At 55.9% G+C, this 23,133-nt stretch carries 10 protein-coding genes, 1 tRNA gene, 3 rRNA genes and 7 pseudogenes; 7 read left to right on the top strand and 14 right to left on the bottom strand.

Annotated features, from left to right (window positions below; translation table 11 throughout):
• Window positions 1-151: 151 nt before the first annotated feature.
• The 3 genes and pseudogenes from kup to rbsR all read left to right on the top strand — a co-directional run bounded on the left by kup (window position 152) and on the right by rbsR (window position 4,213).
• A pseudogene (kup, locus tag AC6I8M_RS21675) lies at window positions 152-2,224 on the top strand (low affinity potassium transporter Kup).
• Between the two features lie 64 nt (window positions 2,225-2,288).
• Window positions 2,289-3,216 (top strand): annotated as a pseudogene (rbsK, locus tag AC6I8M_RS21670) (ribokinase).
• A 4-nt stretch (window positions 3,217-3,220) separates the two neighbouring features.
• Window positions 3,221-4,213 carry a ribose operon transcriptional repressor RbsR gene (gene rbsR / locus AC6I8M_RS21665; protein WP_010618859.1) on the top strand — a complete coding sequence of 331 codons (993 nt, stop codon included), beginning with the start codon at window positions 3,221-3,223 and terminating at the stop codon, window positions 4,211-4,213.
• Here rbsR and mdtD read toward each other — a convergent pair.
• Complete coding sequence (mdtD, locus tag AC6I8M_RS21660; RefSeq protein ID WP_022548415.1) at window positions 4,210-5,613, bottom strand: multidrug transporter subunit MdtD; 1,404 nt, start codon at window positions 5,611-5,613, stop codon at window positions 4,210-4,212. The two genes, rbsR and mdtD, sit on opposite strands and share 4 nt — an antisense overlap.
• A 544-nt stretch (window positions 5,614-6,157) precedes the next feature.
• Between mdtD and AC6I8M_RS21655 the strand changes: the two genes are divergently transcribed.
• From AC6I8M_RS21655 to rrf, 4 genes are all read left to right on the top strand, one after another.
• Window positions 6,158-7,699: ribosomal RNA gene (locus AC6I8M_RS21655) — 16S ribosomal RNA — on the top strand.
• Between the two features lie 86 nt (window positions 7,700-7,785).
• Window positions 7,786-7,861 (top strand) — tRNA-Glu (locus tag AC6I8M_RS21650).
• Between the two features lie 238 nt (window positions 7,862-8,099).
• Window positions 8,100-11,005 (top strand): 23S ribosomal RNA (locus AC6I8M_RS21645).
• Window positions 11,006-11,143: 138 nt separating this feature from the next.
• Window positions 11,144-11,259, top strand: a 5S ribosomal RNA gene (gene rrf / locus AC6I8M_RS21640).
• Together the 16S, 23S and 5S rRNA genes with 1 tRNA gene alongside form the textbook arrangement of a ribosomal RNA operon.
• Before the next feature lie 156 nt (window positions 11,260-11,415).
• On the opposite strand, the pseudogene AC6I8M_RS21635 reads toward rrf, so the two are convergent.
• The 13 genes and pseudogenes from AC6I8M_RS21635 to aroQ all read right to left on the bottom strand — a co-directional run bounded on the left by AC6I8M_RS21635 (window position 11,416) and on the right by aroQ (window position 22,989).
• Window positions 11,416-12,177, bottom strand: a pseudogene (locus AC6I8M_RS21635) (amino acid ABC transporter ATP-binding protein).
• A gap of 8 nt (window positions 12,178-12,185) precedes the next feature.
• Window positions 12,186-13,288: pseudogene (locus AC6I8M_RS21630) on the bottom strand (amino acid ABC transporter permease).
• A 15-nt stretch (window positions 13,289-13,303) separates the two neighbouring features.
• Window positions 13,304-14,483, bottom strand: a pseudogene (locus AC6I8M_RS21625) (amino acid ABC transporter permease).
• A 99-nt stretch (window positions 14,484-14,582) separates the two neighbouring features.
• A pseudogene (locus AC6I8M_RS21620) lies at window positions 14,583-15,575 on the bottom strand (amino acid ABC transporter substrate-binding protein).
• Window positions 15,576-16,112: 537 nt separating this feature from the next.
• Window positions 16,113-16,409 (bottom strand): DNA-binding transcriptional regulator Fis, encoded by a 297-nt coding sequence (gene fis, locus AC6I8M_RS21615; RefSeq protein WP_010615801.1) that lies wholly within the window; start codon window positions 16,407-16,409, stop codon window positions 16,113-16,115.
• 24 nt (window positions 16,410-16,433) lie between these two features.
• Complete coding sequence (gene dusB, locus AC6I8M_RS21610; protein ID WP_010615802.1) at window positions 16,434-17,399, bottom strand: tRNA dihydrouridine synthase DusB; 966 nt, start codon at window positions 17,397-17,399, stop codon at window positions 16,434-16,436.
• Window positions 17,400-17,707: 308 nt separating this feature from the next.
• Window positions 17,708-18,394, bottom strand: coding sequence for a carbonic anhydrase family protein (locus AC6I8M_RS21605; RefSeq protein WP_041387597.1), 687 nt, complete (start codon window positions 18,392-18,394; stop codon window positions 17,708-17,710).
• Between the two features lie 195 nt (window positions 18,395-18,589).
• Window positions 18,590-19,471 carry a 50S ribosomal protein L11 methyltransferase gene (gene prmA / locus AC6I8M_RS21600; RefSeq protein WP_010615804.1) on the bottom strand — a complete coding sequence of 294 codons (882 nt, stop codon included), beginning with the start codon at window positions 19,469-19,471 and terminating at the stop codon, window positions 18,590-18,592.
• A gap of 12 nt (window positions 19,472-19,483) precedes the next feature.
• Window positions 19,484-20,389 (bottom strand): annotated as a pseudogene (locus tag AC6I8M_RS21595) (sodium:solute symporter family transporter).
• On the bottom strand, window positions 20,379-20,621 hold the full coding sequence (locus AC6I8M_RS21590; RefSeq protein ID WP_010615805.1) for a YhdT family protein: 243 nt from the start codon (window positions 20,619-20,621) through the stop codon (window positions 20,379-20,381). Before AC6I8M_RS21590 ends, AC6I8M_RS21595 begins: the two are co-directional and overlap by 11 nt.
• Window positions 20,622-20,692: 71 nt before the next feature.
• Window positions 20,693-22,042 carry an acetyl-CoA carboxylase biotin carboxylase subunit gene (gene accC, locus AC6I8M_RS21585; RefSeq protein ID WP_010615806.1) on the bottom strand — a complete coding sequence of 450 codons (1,350 nt, stop codon included), beginning with the start codon at window positions 22,040-22,042 and terminating at the stop codon, window positions 20,693-20,695.
• Window positions 22,043-22,053: 11 nt separating this feature from the next.
• Window positions 22,054-22,515 (bottom strand): acetyl-CoA carboxylase biotin carboxyl carrier protein, encoded by a 462-nt coding sequence (gene accB, locus AC6I8M_RS21580; protein ID WP_010615807.1) that lies wholly within the window; start codon window positions 22,513-22,515, stop codon window positions 22,054-22,056.
• A 21-nt stretch (window positions 22,516-22,536) separates the two neighbouring features.
• On the bottom strand, window positions 22,537-22,989 hold the full coding sequence (gene aroQ / locus AC6I8M_RS21575) for a type II 3-dehydroquinate dehydratase (RefSeq protein WP_010615808.1): 453 nt from the start codon (window positions 22,987-22,989) through the stop codon (window positions 22,537-22,539).
• Window positions 22,990-23,133: the final 144 nt, after the last annotated feature.

Raw genomic sequence — 23,133 nt, 5'->3', positions numbered from 1 at the left:
TTCGCGCCGATTTTCGGCGAAAAAACGCTGCACAGACGGCGTAATGCCAGACGGTCAAAGTAGGTTTTTTCGGGAATATGTGCATACTGTGCGCTTTTTGATGATCTGAGCGCCGGGCTGAGGCCTGCGCGGCTCCAACAAAAGACAACTTATGAGCTCGGATAAGAAACAGTCCCTTGGCGCAGTCACTCTGGCGGCGATCGGCGTGGTGTATGGCGATATCGGCACCAGCCCGCTCTATACCCTGCGCGAGTGTCTCTCTGGTCAGTTCGGCTTTGGCGTGGAACGCGAGGCGGTGTTTGGCTTTCTGTAGCTGATCTTCTGGCTGCTGATTTTGGTGGTTTCGCTTAAATACATCAGTTATGTGATGCGCGCCGACAACGCCGGTGAAGGCGGGATTCTGACGCTGATGTCACTGGCGGGCCGCAATACCGGCGCGCGCGCCACGGCGATTCTGGTGATTATGGGGCTGATTGGCGGCAGCTTCTTCTACGGGGAAGTGGTGATCACGCCGGCGGTGTCCGTGTTGTCGGCCATCGAAGGGCTGGAGATCGCCGCGCCGAGCCTTGATAGCTACATTGTGCCGCTGGCGATTGCGGTACTGACGCTGCTGTTTGTGATTTAGAAACACGGCACCGGCATTGTCGGTAAGCTGTTTGCGCCGGTGATGCTGCTGTGGTTCATCATTCTGGCGGTGCTGGGCGCGCGCAGTATCATCAATAATTCTGAGGTGCTGAAAGCCATGAACCCGTACTGGGCGCTGCACTTCTTTATTCAGTACAAAACGGTATCGTTCTTTGCGCTGGGCGCGGTGGTGCTGGCGATCACCGGCGTTGAAGCGCTGTATGCCGATATGGGCCACTTTGGTAAGTTTCCGATTCGCCTGGCATGGTTTGTGGTGGTGCTGCCATCGCTGGTGCTCAACTATTTCGGCCAGGGGGCGCTGCTGCTGGAGCATCCGGAGGCCATCAAAAACCCGTTCTTCCTGCTGGCACCGGACTGGGCGCTGATTCCGATGCTGATTCTCGCTACGCTGGCCACGGTGATCGCCTCGCAGGCGGTCATCTCCGGCGTATTCTCGCTGACGCGCCAGGCCGTGCTTCTTGGCTATCTGCCGCCGATGCGCATCGTGCACACTTCCGAAGAGGAATCCGGCCAGATTTATATTCCGGTCATCAACTGGCTGCTCTATTTCTCTGTAGTGATTGTGATTGTCGGCTTTGAGCACTCCAGCAATCTGGCGGCCGCCTACGGGATTGCGGTGACCGGTACCATGGTGCTGACCGCCATTCTGTGTTCAACGGTGGCGATTCAGAACTGGCACTGGAATCGCTATCTGGTGGTGCTGATTCTCATCGCGATGCTGTGCATCGACGTTTCGCTTTTCTCCGCTAACCTGGTCAAAGTGTTCTCCGGCGGTTGGCTGACGCTGGCGCTGATTATGTTTATCGTGATGACCACGTGGAAGAGCGAGCGCTTCCACCTGCTGCGTCGTATGCATGAGCATGGCAATTCGCTGGAGAAGTCGCCGCCGGTGCGCGTGCCGGGCACGGCGATCTACATGTCGCGGGCGCTCAATGTGATCCCCTTTGCCATGCTGCATAACCTGAAACACAACAAGGTGCAGGCGTTTATCGCTACGCTGGTGATGATGCTGCTGCTGCGCGGCGTCACTATGGTTTACACCAACGGCAGTCCGATCAATACCGGCTTCAGCGATAACGCCGATCTGTTTGGCTGGTTCGGCATTGGCCGCCCGCTGGGCATTCCGACGCCGGTATGGCTGATGGCGGTGGTGTTCGCGCTGGCGTGGTACATGCTGCATCACACCCGCCTTGGTCGCTATATCTATGCGCTGGGCGGTAACGAAGCGGCTACGCGCCTGTCCGGCATCAACGTTAACCGCGTTAAAGTCATCGTCTATTCGCTGTGCGGCCTGCTGGCGGCGCTGGCGGGCACCATCGAAGTGGCGCGTCTCTCTTCCGCGCAGCCGACGGCGGGCACCGGTTATGAACTGGATGCGATTGCCGCGGTGGTGCTGGTGGTGGGCTTTGACGGCACCGCGGACGGCGTGAAGGCGGTAGAATCCGGTAAACTCAGCGCGACCGTTGCACAGATGCCAGACAAGATTGGTATGATTGGCGTCGATACCGCAGATAAAGTTCTGAAGGGCGAAAAAGTGCAGGCGATCAACCCGGTTGATCTGAAACTGGTTACTAAATAAAACCCAAAGAAAAGCATGGCAACGCGCCACCTTCGTAGTGGCGCAACTTCCTGGATAACTCCCTATGAGCAAAAGAGCAAAACTGGCGGTACTCGGCAGCATCAACGCCGACCACATCCTCAACCTCGCCCATTTTCCCCGTCCGGGTGAAACGGTGATCGGGAAACAGTATTAGGTTGCCTTTGGCGGTAAAGGGGCCAACCAGGCCGTCGCGGCTGGCCGTGCCGGCGCTGACATTGTTTTTATTGCCTGTGTGGGCAGATGACATCGGCGAACGTATTCGCCAGCAACTGCAGCAGGACCAGATTGATACCGCTCCGGTGGAAACCGTGGCGGAAGAAGCCACCGGCGTGGCGATGATCTTCGTGAATGGCGAAGGCGAAAATAACATTGGCATCTACTCAGGCGCGAACGCGGCGCTGACGCCAGCCTGTGTGGAGTGCCACCAGCAGGTGATTCGTTCGGCCGATGCGCTGCTGATGCAGCTGGAGTCACCGCTGGACAGCGTGCTGACCGCAGCTCGCATCGCGCGCGCCAGCCACACCTAGGTGATCCTCAATCCGGCACCGGCGACCCAGCTCTCTGATGAGCTGCTGGCGCTGATCGACATCATTACGCCGAATGAAACCGAAGTGGAAATCCTCACGGGTATCGCCGTCAATGACGACGACGACGCGGCGCGGGCAGCCTAGGCGCTGCACGCCAAAGGCATCGATACCGTATTGATTACGCTGGGCCGGCGCGGCGTATGGTTCAGCGAGCAGGTCCAGGGACAGCGTATTCCCGGCTTCAGCGTGCAGGCGGTGGATACCATCGCTGCCGGTGATACCTTCAACGGTGCCTTCATTACCGCGCGGCTGGAAGGCGTGGCGATGCAGGATGCGGTCCGTTTTGCCCATGCGGCGGCAGCCATTGCCGTGACGCGCCCGGGCGCACAGCCCTCAGTGCCATGGCGCACTGAGATTAACGCATTCCTGCAGCAACAGGGTTAAGTGCTTGGCTACCATGAAAGATGTCGCCCGTCTGGCGGGCGTCTCCACCGCCACCGTTTCGCACGTTATCAACAACAACCGTTTTGTTAGCGAACACGTGCGCGACAGAGTGGAACAGGCGATTCGCGAATTAAACTACGCGCCGTCGGCGCTGGCGCGCAGCCTGAAGATCAAGCAAACGCGCACCATTGGTATGTTACTGACCGCCAGCAGCACCCCGTTCTACTCGGAAGTGGTGCGCGGTGTAGAGAACAGCTGCTATGAACGCGGCTACAGCCTGATTCTGTGCAATACCGAAGGCGCTGAAGAGCGCATGAATCGCAGCCTTGAAACGCTGATGCAGAAGCGCGTGGATGGCCTGCTGATGATGTGCACGGAAACCCATCTGCCCTCCGCCGACATCCTCAATCGCTATCCTTCGGTGCCGATGGTGATGATGGACTGGGCGCCGTTTGAAGGGCGCGGCGATATTATTCAGGATAACGCGCTGCTGGGCGGCGAACTGGCCACGCAGTATCTGATTGACCGCGGTTACACCCGCATCGCCTGTATTGCCGGGCCGCTGGATAAAACCCCGGCGCGCCTGCGTCTGGATGGTTTTCATCAGGCGATGGCTGCCAGCGGGCTGGCGGTGCCGCCGGGCTATGTGGTGGACGGCGATTTCGAATTTCAGGGCGGTTTTCACGCCATGAATCAGCTGCTGGCGCTCGATCCGCCACCGCAGGCGGTGTTTACCAGCAACGATGCGATGGCGGTGGGCGTCTACCACGCCCTGTATCAGGCGGGACTGCGCGTGCCGCAGGATATGGCGGTGATGGGCTATGACAACATTGAGCTGGCGCGCTATCTGACGCCGCCGCTCAGTACCATTCATCAGCCGAAAGATGAGCTGGGCGAGCTGGCCATTGGTACACTGATTCATCGCATGAGCGATCCCGACGCCAGCCAGCAAACGCTGGTGCTGACGCCGGAGCTGGTGGAGCGCGGTTCGGTTTAACTGCCTTTAGGCGTTTTCTCGCGGTTGGCGATCAGGTTACGGCCATCCCCCGGCCGTAACATCAGAAACGCCAGCGCCGACAGCACGGTAATCACGCCCATGGTAAAGAAGGTGGCGTGGAACTGCTGCACCGTGGTGCTCTCAAAATCCTGGTAAAAGCGCAGCACGGCGGCGCTGACCGCCACGCCAAAACTGATCGACACCAGCTGCGTTACCGCCAGCACGCTATTGCCGCCGCTGGCGTTCTCATCATTTAAATCCGCCAGCGTGATGGTATTCATGGCGGTAAACTGGGTGGACATCGCCATGCCCAGTACAAACAGCGCCACCAGCAACATGATGATGCTTCCGTCCGGCGACTGCAGCGCGAAGCTGGCGACCAGCACGCCGATGATAACTGTAATGCCCACCAGCGTTTTACGATAGCCAAAGCGGCGCAGCACCTGAGTAACGGTGGATTTAGCCAGCAGCGAGCCAATCGCCGTGGGTCCCATCATGCAGCCGGCGATGATCGCCGGATAGCCAAATCCTACCTGTAACATCAGCGGCATCAGGAACGGAATACAGCCGGTACCGAGACGCGCGGCAATATTACCGATAATCCCGACGGAAAAAGTGCGGGTCTTGAACATCGGCAGACTAATCAGCGGAGCCGGATGGCGGCGCGCATGCATAATATAGAGCAGCAGCAACACTACGCCGCTGACCAGCACCAGCACCGCCTGCCACGGCGATACGATACGCTCGCCAAACAGCTCGATGCCGATGGAGATCAGCACCAGGCCAAAACCAAACAGCATGAAGCCGCCGAAATCGAAGCGGCGTTTTGGCGTGGTGAAGTCCGGCATATATTTGCGCGCATAGAAGATGCCGGCGATGCCGATAGGAATATTAATCAGGAAGATCCAGTGCCAGCTGGCGTAGGTGACCAGCAGACCGCCGAGCATCGGGCCAAGAATCGGTCCGACCAGGCCGGGCATGGTGACAAAGTTGAGCACCGGCAGCAGTTCGCTGCGCGGATAGGCGCGCAGCAGCGCCAGACGCGCTACCGGCATCATCATTGCTCCGCCAACACCTTGCACCACGCGCGAAACCACCAGCATGCTCAGCGATCCGGACAGCGCACAGGCCAGTGACCCAAGCGTGAACAGGGAAACCGCCACAATAAACACCTTACGCGTGCCAAAGCGATCGGCCAGCCAGCCGCTGACCGGAATCAACATCGCGACCGTGAGCGTATAACTGATGACAGCGGACTGCATGGCGAGTGGGGAACGTTCAAGGCTGGTGGCAATGGCGGGAAGCGCAGTATTCAGGATGGTGGCGTCGAGAGCCTGCATAAAAAACGCCATGGCGGCGATCCAGGGCAGGCCGGCCATACTGCGCGCGGAGCGAATCATTGAAAATCCTTCTTGAAGAAAATCGGTCAGCAAAGAGCGTAAGTTAAACAGGATAGCATCGGTCACTGCGACGATGGCGCTGATTTGTGCCGCCGTGAGAGCTGATTTGCCTGATTATTGGCCGGGAAATGTCTGTTTTTACCGCGTTCGTATAAAAAAGTAACTTTCAGTCAATTTTTTTCAGGAAATGCTTGTCACTTCAGATTAACGCCCTATAATGCGCCACCACTGAGACGGCAAAGCGGCAACGCAGGCGGCTCAGCAGGGCGTGAAGCGATTCACCCCGCCGGAGAAAAACGCTGAAAAAAGTGTTTGACTCTGAAGGAGGAAAGCGTAATATACGCGACCTTGCGACAACAGGCCGAACGCCGCGTCGCACCGCTCTTTAACAATTTATCAGACAATCTGTGTGGGCACTCGCAGGATTGATATCGCAAGCCTGCGGGCTTTAAAAAATATCAAGTCTTTGCTGAGTGAACACGTAATTCATTACGAAGTTTAATTCACAGAGCATCGCTGCACTGGTTGCAGCAAATCAAACTTTAAATTGAAGAGTTTGATCATGGCTCAGATTGAACGCTGGCGGCAGGCCTAACACATGCAAGTCGAACGGCAGCACAGAAGAGCTTGCTCTTTGGGTGGCGAGTGGCGGACGGGTGAGTAATGTCTGGGAAACTGCCCGATGGAGGGGGATAACTACTGGAAACGGTAGCTAATACCGCATAACGTCGCGAGACCAAAGTGGGGGACCTTCGGGCCTCACACCATCGGATGTGCCCAGATGGGATTAGCTAGTAGGTGGGGTAATGGCTCACCTAGGCGACGATCCCTAGCTGGTCTGAGAGGATGACCAGCCACACTGGAACTGAGACACGGTCCAGACTCCTACGGGAGGCAGCAGTGAGGAATATTGCACAATGGGCGCAAGCCTGATGCAGCCATGCCGCGTGTATGAAGAAGGCTTTCGGGTTGTAAAGTACTTTCAGCGGGGAGGAAGGCGGTGAGGTTAATAACCTCGCCGATTGACGTTACCCGCAGAAGAAGCACCGGCTAACTCCGTGCCAGCAGCCGCGGTAATACGGAGGGTGCAAGCGTTAATCGGAATTACTGGGCGTAAAGCGCACGCAGGCGGTCTGTTAAGTCAGATGTGAAATCCCCGGGCTTAACCTGGGAACTGCATTTGAAACTGGCAGGCTTGAGTCTCGTAGAGGGGGGTAGAATTCCAGGTGTAGCGGTGAAATGCGTAGAGATCTGGAGGAATACCGGTGGCGAAGGCGGCCCCCTGGACGAAGACTGACGCTCAGGTGCGAAAGCGTGGGGAGCAAACAGGATTAGATACCCTGGTAGTCCACGCCGTAAACGATGTCGACTTGGAGGTTGTGCCCTTGAGGCGTAACTTCCGGAGCTAACGCGTTAAGTCGACCGCCTGGGGAGTACGGCCGCAAGGTTAAAACTCAAATGAATTGACGGGGGCCCGCACAAGCGGTGGAGCATGTGGTTTAATTCGATGCAACGCGAAGAACCTTACCTGGCCTTGACATCCAGAGAACTTAGCAGAGATGCTTTGGTGCCTTCGGGAACTCTGAGACAGGTGCTGCATGGCTGTCGTCAGCTCGTGTTGTGAAATGTTGGGTTAAGTCCCGCAACGAGCGCAACCCTTATCCTTTGTTGCCAGCGGCTCGGCCGGGAACTCAAAGGAGACTGCCGGTGATAAACCGGAGGAAGGTGGGGATGACGTCAAGTCATCATGGCCCTTACGGCCAGGGCTACACACGTGCTACAATGGTGCATACAAAGAGAAGCGACCTCGCGAGAGCAAGCGGACCTCATAAAGTGCGTCGTAGTCCGGATTGGAGTCTGCAACTCGACTCCATGAAGTCGGAATCGCTAGTAATCGTAGATCAGAATGCTACGGTGAATACGTTCCCGGGCCTTGTACACACCGCCCGTCACACCATGGGAGTGGGTTGCAAAAGAAGTAGGTAGCTTAACCTTCGGGAGGACGCTTACCACTTTGTGATTCATGACTGGGGTGAAGTCGTAACAAGGTAACCGTAGGGGAACCTGCGGTTGGATCACCTCCTTACCTGAAGATACCCTCCCGCGAAGTGCTCACACAGATTGTCTGATGAAAAAGTAATGAGCAAAGCGTCTTACGAAAGAGACTTCAGTGTCCCCTTCGTCTAGAGGCCTAGGACACCGCCCTTTCACGGCGGCAACAGGGGTTCGAATCCCCTAGGGGACGCCACTTGCTGGTAATGAGTGAAAGGCGTTACCGATAATACTTCACAGTGTGCTGATTAAGCATGCTGCGAAGTATTTGCTCTTTAACAATCAGGAACAAGCTGAAAATTTGAAACGACGCGTCGCGTTCATTCTCCGTAATAAGAATGAAGTGGCGATGCGTTCGAGTCTCTCAAAAGCTTACAGCTTACAAGCAACTGTGATGCCGTTATGGCAGATAGATAAACGCCTGTGGGTTGTGAGGTTAAGCGACTAAGCGTACACGGTGGATGCCCTGGCAGTCAGAGGCGATGAAGGACGTGCTAATCTGCGAAAAGCGACGGTAAGGTGATTATGAACCGCTACAGCCGTCGATGTCCGAATGGGGAAACCCAATGCACTTGTGCATTATCGTTAACTGAATACATAGGTTAACGAGGCGAACCGGGGGAACTGAAACATCTAAGTACCCCGAGGAAAAAAAATCAACCGAGATTCCCCCAGTAGCGGCGAGCGAACGGGGAGCAGCCCAGGACCTGAATCAGCTTGTGCATCAGTGGAAGCGTCTGGAAAGTCGCGCGATACCGGGTGACAGCCCCGTACACGAAGATGCATAAGTTGTGAGTCCGACGAGTAGGGCGGGACACGTGGTATCCTGTCTGAACATGGGGGGACCATCCTCCAAGGCTAAATACTCCTGACTGACCGATAGTGAACAAGTACCGTGAGGGAAAGGCGAAAAGAACCCCGGCGAGGGGAGTGAAACAGAACCTGAAACCGTGTACGTACAAGCAGTGGAAGCCTACTTGTTAGGTGACTGCGTACCTTTTGTATAATGGGTCAGCGACTTATATTCTGTAGCAAGGTTAACCGCATAGGGGAGCCGAAGGGAAACCGAGTCTTAATTGGGCGTTAAGTTGCAGGGTATAGACCCGAAACCCGGTGATCTAGCCATGGGCAGGTTGAAGGTTGGGTAACACTAACTGGAGGACCGAACCGACTAATGTTGAAAAATTAGCGGATGACTTGTGGCTGGGGGTGAAAGGCCAATCAAACCGGGAGATAGCTGGTTCTCCCCGAAAGCTATTTAGGTAGCGCCTCGTGAACTCATCTCCGGGGGTAGAGCACTGTTTCGGCTAGGGGGCCATCCCGGCTTACCAAGCCGATGCAAACTGCGAATACCGGAGAATGTTATCACGGGAGACACACGGCGGGTGCTAACGTCCGTCGTGAAGAGGGAAACAACCCAGACCGCCAGCTAAGGTCCCAAAGTCATGGTTAAGTGGGAAACGATGTGGGAAGGCAAAGACAGCCAGGATGTTGGCTTAGAAGCAGCCATCATTTAAAGAAAGCGTAATAGCTCACTGGTCGAGTCGGCCTGCGCGGAAGATGTAACGGGGCTAAACCATGCACCGAAGCTGCGGCAGCGACGCTTATGCGTTGTTGGGTAGGGGAGCGTTCTGTAAGCCGCTGAAGGTGTGCTGTGAGGCACGCTGGAGGTATCAGAAGTGCGAATGCTGACATAAGTAACGATAAAGCGGGTGAAAAGCCCGCTCGCCGGAAGACCAAGGGTTCCTGTCCAACGTTAATCGGGGCAGGGTGAGTCGACCCCTAAGGCGAGGCTGAAAAGCGTAGTTGATGGGAAACAGGTTAATATTCCTGTACTTGGTGTTACTGCGAAGGGGGGACGGAGAAGGCTAGGTTATCCGGGCGACGGTTGTCCCGGTTTAAGCGGGCAGGTGTGAAGACCAGGCAAATCCGGTCTTCTTTAACACTGAGGCGTGACGACAAGCCGCTACGGCGGTGAAGTAACTGATGCCCTGCTTCCAGGAAAAGCCTCTAAGCTCCAGGTAACACGAAATCGTACCCCAAACCGACACAGGTGGTCAGGTAGAGAATACCAAGGCGCTTGAGAGAACTCGGGTGAAGGAACTAGGCAAAATGGTGCCGTAACTTCGGGAGAAGGCACGCTGGCGCGTAGGTGAAGGGACTTGCTCCCGGAGCCGAGGCCAGTCGAAGATACCAGCTGGCTGCAACTGTTTATTAAAAACACAGCACTGTGCAAACACGAAAGTGGACGTATACGGTGTGACGCCTGCCCGGTGCCGGAAGGTTAATTGATGGGGTTATCCGCAAGGAGAAGCTCTTGATCGAAGCCCCGGTAAACGGCGGCCGTAACTATAACGGTCCTAAGGTAGCGAAATTCCTTGTCGGGTAAGTTCCGACCTGCACGAATGGCGTAATGATGGCCAGGCTGTCTCCACCCGAGACTCAGTGAAATTGAAATCGCTGTGAAGATGCAGTGTACCCGCGGCAAGACGGAAAGACCCCGTGAACCTTTACTATAGCTTGACACTGAACATTGAGCCTTGATGTGTAGGATAGGTGGGAGGCTTTGAAGCGCGGACGCCAGTCTGCGTGGAGCCAACCTTGAAATACCACCCTTTAATGTTTGATGTTCTAACGTAGGCCCGTAATCCGGGCTGCGGACAGTGTCTGGTGGGTAGTTTGACTGGGGCGGTCTCCTCCCAAAGCGTAACGGAGGAGCACGAAGGTTGGCTAATCCTGGTCGGACATCAGGAGGTTAGTGCAATGGCATAAGCCAGCTTGACTGCGAGAGTGACGGCTCGAGCAGGTGCGAAAGCAGGTCATAGTGATCCGGTGGTTCTGAATGGAAGGGCCATCGCTCAACGGATAAAAGGTACTCCGGGGATAACAGGCTGATACCGCCCAAGAGTTCATATCGACGGCGGTGTTTGGCACCTCGATGTCGGCTCATCACATCCTGGGGCTGAAGTAGGTCCCAAGGGTACGGCTGTTCGCCGTTTAAAGTGGTACGCGAGCTGGGTTTAGAACGTCGTGAGACAGTTCGGTCCCTATCTGCCGTGGGCGCTGGAGAATTGAGGGGGGTTGCTCCTAGTACGAGAGGACCGGAGTGAACGCACCGCTGGTGTTCGGGTTGTCATGCCAATGGCACTGCCCGGTAGCTAAGTGCGGAAGAGATAAGTGCTGAAAGCATCTAAGCACGAAACTTGCCCCGAGATGAGTTCTCCCTGACCCCTTGAGGGTCCTGAAGGGACGTTGAAGACGACGACGTTGATAGGCCGGGTGTGTAAGCGCAGCGATGCGTTGAGCTAACCGGTACTAATGACCCGTGAGGCTTAACCTTACAACGCCAGAGGCGTTTTAAGCTGAGAGACAGAAAGAATTTTCAGTTTGTGACGGATAAAATTAGCGGAAACGAAAGATTTTGCGCTGAGGCAACGCAGCATCAGTGAAAAATATTCGTTTCGAGCACCAGAATTTGCCTGGCGGCAACAGCGCGGTGGTCCCACCTGACCCCATGCCGAACTCAGAAGTGAAACGCCGTAGCGCCGATGGTAGTGTGGGGCCTCCCCATGCGAGAGTAGGGAACTGCCAGGCATCAAACAAGTAAAGAAGCCCCGAACCTTCGTTCGGGGCTTTTTTGTTTTCCGCGATGACCTTTATCTCAATAAAAACGCTCAATAAAATCCACAGGCATAAAAAAAGCCCCTGCCATGCTGGCAAGGGCTGAATGATGTGGCTAATCGTGTTCGCTTAGTGGATAACCTGCGACAGAAACGCCCGGGTTCGCTCGGATTTCGGATTCGCAAAGAACTCTTCCGGCGGCGCCATCTCAACTATTTCACCGCGATCCATAAAGATCACCCGATCGGCCACAGTACGCGCAAAGTTCATCTCATGCGTCACACACAGCATCGTCATCCCGTCTTCCGCCAGACCGATCATGGTATCCAGCACCTATTTAACCATCTCAGGATCGAGCGCGGAGGTGGGTTCATCGAATAACATAATCTTCGGCTTCATACACAGCGAACGGGCAATGGCCACGCGCTGCTGCTGTCCGCCAGAGAGCTGCCCGGGAAATTTATGGGCATGCTCAGCAATGCGCACGCGCTGCAGATAGTGCATCGCCAGCTCTTCGGCCTCTTTCTTTGGCATCTTGCGTACCCACATCGGTGCCAGCGTGCAGTTCTGCAGGACGGTCAGATGCGGGAAAAGATTGAAGTGCTGAAATACCATGCCGACTTCAGTGCGCACGCGTTCAATATTGCGTACATCATCATTCAGGTGGATGCCGTCTACGACAATCCGTCCCTGCTGATGCTCTTCCAGATGGTTGATGCAGCGAATGGTGGTGGATTTACCGGAACCCGAAGGGCCGCACAGCACGATACGCTCGCGCGGTTTTACCTGCAGGTTGATATCTTTCAGCACGTGGAATTGCCCGTACCATTTGTTCACGTTTTCGAGCGTAATCATCATGGCGTTAGCCGCCGTTGTCATTTTTTGTGTCATGTAAAACCTCAGTGCGATTTACGCCCGGTGTGGAAGCGCTTCTCCAGATACTGGCTATAGCGCGACATGCTAAAACAGAAAATCCAGTAAACCAGTGCAGCGAAGACATAGCCTTCGGTCGACATACCCAGCCATGTAGGGTCGACGGTTGCCTGCTGCACGCTACTGAACAGATCGAACAGGCCGATGATGATCACTAGGCTGGTATCTTTAAACAGCGCGATGATGGTGTTCACCAGACCGGGAATGGTCAGCTTGAGCGCCTGCGGTAAAATCACCAGCGCCTGCGTTTTCCAGTAGCCGAGCGCCAGCGACTCTGCCGCTTCGTACTGGCCTTTAGGCAGGGCCTGCAGCCCGCCACGTACCACTTCGGCGACATACGCCGACTGGAACAGGATCACGCCAACCAGCGCACGCACCAGTTTGTCTATCGTGGTGCCCTCCGCCATAAACAGCGGCAGCATCACTGAAGACATGAACAGCACGGTAATCAGCGGTACGCCACGCCAGAACTCAATGAAAATCACCGACAGGGTACGCGCACCACTGGCATTTTAGAGCGACGGCCCAGCGCCAGCAGAATGCCGAGCGGCAGCGCCCCGGCAATGCCGACAGATGCGATAATCAGCGTCAGCGTCAGGCCGCCCCACTGGCGCGTTTCCACGCGGTCCAGCCCGAAATAGCCGCCATACAGCAGCAGCCAGACGACGACCGGATAGATCACCGCCCAGCAGGCGATATAGCGGCTGCGGCGCGGCATGGATTTGATAAACATCGGCACAATCGACAGCAGGCCAATCACCAGCGCCAGATTGATGCGCCAGCGCAGCTCATGCGGATAGAGCCCGTACATGAACTGGCCAAAGCGCGCGTGGATAAAGACCCAGCAGGCGCCCGCTTTCGTACAGTCCGCACGAGTTTCGCCAATCCAGTTAGCCTGGAAGATCAACCAGTTCAGCGCCGGCGGGATAACGCTCCAGATAATCCACAGGCTGAGTAACGTGAGCAGCGTATTCAGCCAGCTGGAGAACAGGTTTTTACGCGCCCAGAGCCAGGCTTTACCCAGTGGATTGCCCGACACCGGCGGCGTTTCGTGTGTGGTCACAGACATAATGGTTCCGTTCTCTTAACGTTCAACCAGCGCAATTTTGCGGTTATAGAGGTTCATCAGCAGCGAAATGAGTAGACTGATAATCAGATAAACCGCCATGGTGATGGTAATGGTTTCAATTGCCTGGCCGGTACTGATTCAGTACGGTGCCGGCAAACAGCGACATCATATCCGGATAGCCGATAGCGGCCGCCAGCGAGGAGTTTTTTATGATGTTAAGGTACTGGCTGGTGAGCGGCGGGATAATCACGCGCATCGCCTGCGGAATGATCACCTGACGCAGCGTAACCGGGTTGGGCAGCCCGAGCGAACGTGCCGCTTCGCTCTGACCATGCGGTACTGACTGAATCCCGGCGCGAATCACCTCAGCAATAAAGGAAGAGGTGTAGATCGACAGTGCCAGCGTCAGCGCTGCCAGTTCCGGAATCATGGCAAAGCCACCGCGGAAGTTGAAACCGCGCAGCTCGGGAACATCCCAGTGCGTGGCGGCACCAAACAGAGTATGGGCGATCAGCGGCAGCAGCACAATCAAACCGGCCGCAGCGGGCCAGGTGCGGCGCAGCTGACCGGTTTTCAGCTGATGCTTGCGGTTGAAGCGGAACAGCGCGGCGATGGCGGCGATGGCAATCGCCAGCGCGATAAGGGATGGCCAGGTGCTAGGCGCATACTCCGGCCACGGTATATACAGACCGCGGTTGCTGACAAAAGCCAGATCGAACGCGTTTAGTGCCTGGCGCGGGCCCGGCAGATTGCGCAGTACGGCAAAGTACCAGAAGAAGATTTGCAGCAGCGGCGGGATATTACGGAACGTCTCGATATAAATCGTCGACAGCTTGCGCAGCAGCCAGTTATCGGACAAGCGCGCCAGACCGATGGCGAAGCCGAGGATGGAGGCGAAGACAATACAGAGCGCGGAGATCAGCAGGGTGTTGGTTAACCCGACCATAAACACGCGCGCGTAGGTATCGCCTTCGCTGTAATCGATCAGATGCTGGACGATGCCGAAACCGGCGTTGCGCTCAAGAAAGCCAAAGCCGGAGGTGATACCGCGATTGGCAAGGTTGATCACCGTGTTGTGGATCAGATAACCCACCACAGCAAACACCGCCACAATCGCGACAATCTGGTAAAGCCAGGCGCGAACCGTAGGATTACCGAACGAAAAATCCTTTTTCACGGTTGGGCGTTGCGACATGTTAAAACCTCAGTGAAGAATACGCGTGGGCACCGCAGGATGCGGTGCCCGACTGGCAGGAGACAATTAACGCACTGGTGGAGCGTACTGGATGCCGCCCTAGTTCCAGAGCGCATTCTGGCCACGTGCAATTTTCAGCGCACTGTCTTTACCAACGTTACGATCGAAGACTTCCTGATAGTTGCCAACCTGCTTGATGATGTTGTACGCGCACTTGTTGTCGAGCTTCAGGTCTTTACCGAAATCACCCTCTGCGCCCAGCAGGTGTGCCATATCTGGCGTGGTTGGCTTCGCCGCCATCTCATCGACGCTCTTCGAGCTGATGCCCATCTCTTCCGCATTCAGCATGGCGAACAGCGACCATTTCACGATGGTGAACCAGTCGTCATCACCGCGACGCACGACCGGGCCCAGCGGCTCTTTTGAAATCACTTCTGCCAGTACGATAAAGTCATCCGGCTTGCCCAGCTTGATGCGCTGCGCATACAGCTGTGACTGGTCAGAAGAGAGGGTATCGCAGCGGCCGCTATCCAGCGCTTTAGCGGACTCATCAGAGCGGTCGAAGGTGACCGGCGTGTACTGCATTTTGTTAGCTTTAAAGTAGTCGGCCACGTTCAGCTCGGTATCGGTACCGACCTGGATACACACGGTGGCACCATCCAGCTCTTTGGCGCTTTTCAGACTGGCTTTCTTATGGGTCAAGAAGCCGATGCCGTCATAATAGTTTACGCCGGCGAACAGGAAGCCCATACTGCCATCGCGTGATGAGGTCTAGGTGGTGTTACGCGACAGGATATCCACCTCGCCCGACTGCAGCGCAGTAAAGCGCTCTTTGGCGGTCAGCGGGGTGTATTTTACTTTGCTGGCATCGCCGAAGACCGCAGCAGCGGCGGCGCGGCATACGTCAACATCGATACCGGTGAATTTGCCGCTGGCGTCAGCGTAGGAGAACCCTGGCAGACCATCGCTGATACCGCACTGTATAAACCCTTTTTTCTTAATGGCGTCCAGCGTGGTGCCTGCGTGCGCCTGCTGGGTCACGGCGAACAGCGAGGCGGCAGCAATCAGGGTGGAAAGCATCATCTTTTTCATAAAGCATCCTGTGTGGCGAGATCGTGTGTTGTTATGTTTGCGCACACTTTAGTGTGCGCTTATTTCTTTCTGTGGCGTTTAGCCATCCACGACACTGCAAAGCTGATGCCAGGTTTGCAGAATCCTGAATTCACTGGAAAGATCTTTTAATAAACGGACGTATCCGGAAAGTTGTCGCTACTATCGCGCACCGTAAGGCAGCATGACGAGTCGCCACGATCACAAATAGTGCAAAAAGTTTCACTATATGGAAGCAGTGTGAGCTAACGCTCATGAACAGGTGTACGGCAAAGTGGAATTACCGCTGAAGCGGTTCAGGATCACAAACAAAGCGGGCTGATGGGCGATCAGGCGGATTTTTTCTGCGCAAAAACAGGGCAGGGCAGCGGCCCTGAGAGAGATGAGCTATCACGCCGGCGATTGCAACTATCGTTACCATTTTGACGATAATCGTTTCACGCGGTGTTAACGCACAAACAGCAGCAACAAAAACGCCAGCCTAGGGGCTGGCGTTATCGCAGCAAGGAACCAGAACGCTTAGTTCATGCCGTATTTTTTCAGCTTCTTACGCAGCGTACCGCGGTTGATGCCCATCATCAGGGCCGCGCGGGTCTGGTTGCCACGGGTATACTGCATCACTATGTCCAACAGAGGCTGCTCGACTTCAGCCAGTACTAGCTCATACAGGTCACTTACATCCTGACCGTTCAGTTGAGCAAAATAGTTCTTCAGTGCCTGTTTAACCGAATCACGCAGAGGCTTTTGCGTCACCTGATCCTGTGAGTTAACGGTAGAAACGGTCAGTACGTCAGAATTTACGCGTTGTTCGAACATAGTTTTTTCAGCTCTTTATTTCGTTTACGCAAGATTTTCGAAGTATGCCTCCAACGCCTCCAGCTGTTCACTGGCATCCTCTATGGCGTTGAATGTGCGCCGAAACTGATCGTCAGGGGCACTTTCCTGCAAATACCAGGAAACGTGTTTTCGGGCAATACGGTATTCCTTGCGCTGACCGTAAAAGTCGTGCAGCTCCCGTATGTGTCCAATCAGTATATGCTTCACTTCAGCCAGCGGCTTCGGTGCCAGCAGCTCCCCTGTGTCCAGATAATGCTGGATTTCCCGGAAGATCCACGGTCTTCCCTGAGCAGCGCGTCCCACCATCAGAGCATCGGCTCCGGTGTAGTCGAGCACTGCCCTGGCTTTGTGCGGGTCAGTAATGTCACCATTCGCGATAATCGGAATAGCGACGCTCTGCTTAACTGTCCGAATGCTGTCGTATTCAGCTTGCCCTTCAAACAAACAGGCGCGCGTGCGGCCATGAATAGTCAGGGCCTGAATACCACAGCGTTCAGCCAATTGGGCAATCTCTACACAATTACGATTTTCTTTGTCCCAGCCGGTGCGAATCTTCAGCGTAACCGGTACATCGACTGCGTTCACCACCGCACGGAGGATTGATTCCACCAGCTGCGGATGCTGCAGCAGTGCTGAACCTGCCATCTTACGATTCACTTTTTTAGCCGGGCAGCCCATGTTGATGTCGATAACCTGTGCACCGGACGCAACATTAATGCGCGCGGCGGCGGCCATCTCATCGGGATCGCAACCCGCAATTTGCACGGCGCGAATACCGGGCTCGTCACTATGCACCATACGCAAACGCGATTTGTCACTGGCCCAGACTTCCGAGTTCGATGACAACATCTCGGAGACAGTCATACCGGCGCCGTTGTCATAACACAGGGTGCGAAATGGCTTGTCGGATACTCCGGCCATAGGCGCAGCGATGAGTCGATTACGTAGCTGGTGATGTCCAATGCGCATGAAAAAGAAGTGACTCTAACTGTTCGCAAGGCGGCGTATATTACGCATTTTTTCCGGAAGATGAAAGGCCAAACTTTGAACAATTCGCCGTTTAAGATCAGGGAAATGGGACTTAGCTACGGGGTATTCATCATTACTTGTTTAAATTCAGTGCATTAAAAAAATGCGCTGAAATTGTGAGCAAAAGTTTTTCCAAAAATATGCGCTGAGTCACAACATAAAAACCGCCACTTCCGCGAATCGGCAAGAGAAATGGCGGTGATTTGATTGAAAAGTGAACGCTTTATTTACGTTTGGTGAGTATTTCGTTACTCAACCACCAGCCGGCCATTGAGCGGCTGCACCGGGCGGCTGTTACCGTGTTCACCCAGCACCGCGCTGAAGGCCTGCAGCTGCTGTGCGGAAGCCGTTACCGGTTGCTTCATCACCAGCCAGCGCACGCCTTCACTGCACGGTGGTGTCGTGAGTGAGCCGCTGAAGCGGTAGTAACGGCGATCGGCGGGCAGCAGTGGCGTAATATCGACATCCTGCTGCAGCGTCGTCAGTACCGGATTTGCCGCACCGGCTTCGAACATCACCCCGACCACCGCCAGCTGCTGCTGCTCGTCACTGAATACAAAGTGGCCCTCAAGCGGATAGCGTTTGCCGTCGATCAGGTTCTCGCTTGGGGTATGGAAGTGGAACTGCTTCAACGTGAAGGTCTCGCCGTCCAGCGTCAGCGTATCGCTCTGCTGCAGGTTGATCTGCACGGTGTGGCCGTTGTTAACAATGGCGGCCTGGCGCGCCTGCAGTTCCAGCGTCAGCGCCGGCAGACTGGCATGCAGCGCCTGGCGAATATCAATCGGCGACTGATTCACGCCCTGCTTGCAGACGTGAAAATCAGGGGATAGGTCGCCCCACTGCTGTGGCTGTGCGTAATCCCAGGCGGCAGCCTGAACGTGAGCAAAAGGCGCTGCTGCCAGCAGCAGAGCGAGCAGTGTGTGTTTGCTTTTCATCATCATTCATTCACTAAGCGATATATCAATGTTATGTGCCGCGCACGGCACGGTTAACAGGGATAGCGCTATCGCCTGGTGCAGCAGTCTACTGCTTTCAATGTAAAGAAACGGCAGGAAAACGGGGCAGGCGAGGATTTGAGACAGGTCTCAGGCGGGGGAAATCGGGCCAGCAGCCGCTGGCCCATTCGTCGGTTAGCGGCGCACGCCAGTGATGCGACACCACTCCTCTTTTTCCGCCACGGCGTCCAGCGCAAAGCGGTCCGCATAGGCTTCACACACGCTTTCCGCCTGGCTGGCCAGCACGCCGGACAGACCGAGATGGCCGCCGGCTTTCGGCAGCACGCTAATCAGCGGCGCCAGTTCGCGCAGCGGACCGGCGAGGATATTGGTGACCACCACATCCGCCTGCAGGTTTTCCGGCTGCTGGTGCGGCAGATACAGCGACAGGCGGTCGGCCACGCCGTTGCGCTCCGCGTTATCGCGGCTGGCCTGGATCGCCTGCGGATCGATATCAATGCCGATCGCTTGGGCTGCACCGAGTTTCAGCGCGGCGATGGCCAGAATGCCGGAGCCACAGCCGAAATCGATCACCGTTTTGCCCTGCAGATCGAGACCATCCAGCCAGCTCAGGCACAGCGACGTGGTGGGATGGGTGCCGGTACCAAAGGCCAGACCGGGATCAAGCATCACGTTGACCGCATCCGGATCCGGCACGTCGCGCCAGCTTGGGCAGATCCACAGGCGTTCACCGAAGCGCATCGGATGGAAGTTATCCATCCATTCGCGCTCCCAGTCTTTATCCTCGATCTGTTCGATCTTATGGCGGAAACCTGATCCCAGCAGCGGATGCTGGCTCAGTTCAGCCACCACGTCGTCCATGGCGGTTTCCGCGTCGAACAGGCCAATCACATCGGTATCGCCCCACAGGCGGGTTTCACCTAGCATCGGCTCATACACCGGGTTGTCGTGCGTGTCCTGAAAGGTGACCGACACCGCACCGGCGTCCATCAGCGCGTCGCTGAGGGTTTCGGCGTGCTCGCCGGTGCTGTTAATTTTGATTTGAATCCATGGCATAGCGTTTCTCTTTTATTCCAAGGCAGCATCGCGTGCGTCAGGCGCTCTGCCGAACAGATTACCCACCAGGAAGGCCAGCAGGCTTAATGTCAAAGATGGCACGATAGGGTGAAAGCCCCACAGTTCGATTTTCAGGCTGGCAAGCAGCGTATAGCATCCGGCCCCCACCACACCATGCCACTGATGGCGCCCGCCGCATTGGCGCGCTCCCAATACAGTCCCAGCACCAGCGGCCACAGAAATACCGCTTCAAGGCCACCGAACGCCAGCAGGTTGAGCCAGATAATCATATCTGGCGGATTCTAGGTCGCCAGCAGCAGCAGCAGGAAGGTGCCAATCAGCATCACCAGCCCTTGCATGGCATCGTTGAGCACGCTGGCGCGAAAGCCGCCGAACGCGGTATACAGCGCGATGGTGCCGCCAAAAATCAGCAGCCCGGTGTCATAAGGAATACCGGCGGCCGTCTCCAGCAGGCGTACGCCGCCGATGAACTTGTACCGTCATGGCACCAATAAACGCCACTAGCAGGCTGATACTGGCCAGCCAGATAAGCAGCGGGCTGCGGTAGCGGCCGTACAGCATGTTGTTGAGCGTCACCGCGTTGTAGCGTCGCGCCAGAATCGCGAATTTTTTGCCCAGCACGCCGAGCGACAGCCAGACCGCCGGCACCTGGATCATCGCCAGCAGTACCCAGCCCAGCCCGTATTTATACGCCGCGCCCGGCCCGCCAATAAATGAGCTGGCGCTGATGTAAGTGGTGGTGATGGTCATTGCCAGCACAAAACCGCCCATCGAGCGACTGCCAAGGAAATACTCACTCAGGAAGTTGCCGTGGCGCTGTTTGCGCATGGCAAACACCGACAGCCCGGCAATCAGCACCAGATAGGCCAGCAGTGGCAGAATGATTTCAGTTTCCATCGTGGTCCTCCAGAGACATATCGCGGAACACCACACGCACCATCAGCCAGCACAGGCCAATGAACAGCACGGGCGCGAACACGCAGGAGAGTTCAAACCAGCGCGGTAAACCGGTGAAACCGTTTTGTGTGCCGCCGAGCCACGCGGAGACGCCCCAGACGGCGAGGTACGCCAGCGTCAGGTACAGCGACCAGCGCGCCTCTTTGTTAGCTTGCAAAAAACGCCCATCCATCATGCAACCTCAAAGGCAACAAAAATGAAAAAGGCCGGTTTAACCGGCCTCTGCATTGCTCTGCGCTGCGCTTACTTCTCGTGCAGGCCGAGTTTTTTCTCCAGATAGTGGATGTTAGTACCACCCTGCTGGAAGTTTTCGTCGGTCATGATGCGCATCTGCAGATCGACGTTAGTCTTGATGCCGTCGATGATCAGTTCCGCCAGCGCATTTTTCATGCGCGCGATGGCCACGTCACGGTTTTCGCCGTAGGTGATCAGCTTACCAATCATTGAGTCGTAGTACGGCGGCACGCTGTAGCCGGCATAGATGTGCGATTCCCAGCGCACGCCAAAACCGCCTGGCGCGTGGAAACGGGTGATCTTGCCCGGGCTCGGCAGGAAGGTGTTTGGGTCTTCGGCGTTGATACGGCACTCGACCGCATGACCGCGCACCACCATATCTTCCTGTTTGATTGAAAGCGGCTGACCGGCAGCAATACGCAGCTGCTCTTTGATCAGGTCGACGCCGGTGATCATCTCGGTGACCGGATGTTCCACCTGAATACGGGTGTTCATCTCGATGAAGTAGAACTCACCGTTTTCATACAGGAACTCGAACGTACCGGCACCGCGATAGCCGATCTCGACGCAGGCGTTAGAGCAGCGCTCGCCGATGTAGCGACGCAGTTCCGGCGTGATGCCGGGTGCTGGTGCTTCTTCGACCACTTTCTGGTGGCGGCGCTGCATGGAGCAGTCACGTTCGGCCAGATAGATAGCGTTGCCCTGACCATCAGCCAGAACCTGAATCTCGATGTGGCGTGGGTTCTCGAGGAATTTCTCCATGTACACCATGTCGTTGTTGAAAGCCGCTTTGGCTTCCGCTTTCGTCATGTTGATGGACTGCTCAAGATCCTTGTCGCTGCGCACAACGCGCATACCGCGACCGCCGCCGCCGCCAGAGGCTTTGATGATTACCGGATAGCCGATGCGCTTGGCGATGGCACAGTTTTTCTCCATGTCGTCGGTCAGCGAACCGTGAGAGCCTGGTACGGTCGGTACGCCGGCTTTTTTCATCGTGTTGATCGCTGACACTTTGTCGCCCATCAGGCGAATGGTGTCGGCTTTCGGACCGATGAAGATAAAGCCAGAGCGCTCAACCTGCTCGGCGAAATCGGCGTTCTCAGAGAGGAAGCCGTAGCCCGGGTGGATTGCAACGGCGCCGGTGATTTCGGCGGCGGAGATCAGCGCCGGGATATTAAGATAACTTTTGACCGACTGCGCTGGGCCAATGCAGACGGTTTCGTCCGCCAGCAGCACGTGCTTCAGGTCGCGGTCTGCCGTGGAGTGTACCGCCACAGTCTTGATGCCCAGTTCTTTACAGGCACGCAGAATGCGCAGCGCAATCTCACCACGGTTAGCAATGACAATTTTATCCAGCATGCTTCGCCTCGTTATTCGATGACGACCAGCGGCTCGTCGAATTCAACCGGCTGGCCGCTTTCCACCAGGATCGCCTTCACAACGCCGGATTTATCGGCTTCGATCTGGTTCATCATTTTCATCGCTTCAACGATGCACAGGGTGTCGCCAGCGTTCACTTTCTGACCCACTTCCATAAACGCTTTGGCGTCCGGGCTTGGGGTGCGATAGAAGGTACCGACCATCGGCGAACGCACGATGTGGCCGCTGACTTCAGGTTTGGCCGCTTCTGCAGCGACAGGCGCAGCAGCAACCGCAGCAGCCAGCGCAGGCTGTGGAGCCGGAACAGCATAAGCCTGCTGCATCATAGGGTAACCGACATTGGCAGGTGAACGGCTGATGCGAACCGACTCTTCGCCTTCAGAGATTTCCAGCTCAGCGATGCCGGACTCTTCAACCAGTTCGATCAGTTTCTTAATTTTACGAATATCCATGAGTGTGGTTCCGTACTCTGTTTAATTGGAATGTGACAGGCGTTTTACGGCCGTTTGTAAAGCCCACGAGTAGCCGTCGGCGCCCAGTCCACAGATGACGCCGGCAGATACATCGGAAAGACAGGAGTGATGTCGGAACGGTTCGCGTGCATGCACATTGGAGAGATGCACCTCAATAAAAGGAATGCTAACCGCCAACAGAGCATCGCGCAGTGCAACGCTGGTGTGCGTAAACGCAGCCGGGTTGATGATGATGTAATCGACGTTGCCGCGGACTTCGTGAATACGATCAATCAGCTGGTATTCCGCATTCGATTGCAAATGACTCAATTTCACATGGTGCTGGTCGGCCTGTTGCGTCAGATCGCTGACAATCTGCGCCAGCGTAGTGTGACCATACTTCTCAGGCTCGCGCGTCCCCAACAGGTTCAGGTTGGGTCCGTTTAACAGCAGTATGTGAAATTTATGCGCCATCTTGCGGCTATCTCCTGCAATCAGTGAGGCATCGCGTAAAATACCGCGACATCTTTCATTTGTCACTCTTCAGAGTGAAAAAGAAGACTTCGCTTGCAATAAAGCCGGGCATTATATCCGTTTCGAGGCAATTCGCAGCAAAAT

This window comes from Type-A symbiont of Plautia stali (assembly GCF_059731155.1).
This window is presented reverse-complemented; position numbering and strand designations above follow the sequence as displayed.

What these genes read in the sequence shown, in the direction of transcription:
- mdtD (WP_022548415.1), bottom strand. Translation starts at nt 5,613, where the DNA reads ATGATTCGCTCCGCGCGCAGTATGGCCGGCCTGCCCTGGATCGCCGCC.
- fis (WP_010615801.1), bottom strand. Translation starts at nt 16,409, where the DNA reads ATGTTCGAACAACGCGTAAATTCTGACGTACTGACCGTTTCTACCGTT.
- dusB (WP_010615802.1), bottom strand. Translation starts at nt 17,399, where the DNA reads ATGCGCATTGGACATCACCAGCTACGTAATCGACTCATCGCTGCGCCT.
- AC6I8M_RS21605 (WP_041387597.1), bottom strand. Translation starts at nt 18,394, where the DNA reads ATGAAAAGCAAACACACACTGCTCGCTCTGCTGCTGGCAGCAGCGCCT.
- prmA (WP_010615804.1), bottom strand. Translation starts at nt 19,471, where the DNA reads ATGCCATGGATTCAAATCAAAATTAACAGCACCGGCGAGCACGCCGAA.
- AC6I8M_RS21590 (WP_010615805.1), bottom strand. Translation starts at nt 20,621, where the DNA reads ATGGATGGGCGTTTTTTGCAAGCTAACAAAGAGGCGCGCTGGTCGCTG.
- accC (WP_010615806.1), bottom strand. Translation starts at nt 22,042, where the DNA reads ATGCTGGATAAAATTGTCATTGCTAACCGTGGTGAGATTGCGCTGCGC.
- accB (WP_010615807.1), bottom strand. Translation starts at nt 22,515, where the DNA reads ATGGATATTCGTAAAATTAAGAAACTGATCGAACTGGTTGAAGAGTCC.
- aroQ (WP_010615808.1), bottom strand. Translation starts at nt 22,989, where the DNA reads ATGGCGCATAAATTTCACATACTGCTGTTAAACGGACCCAACCTGAAC.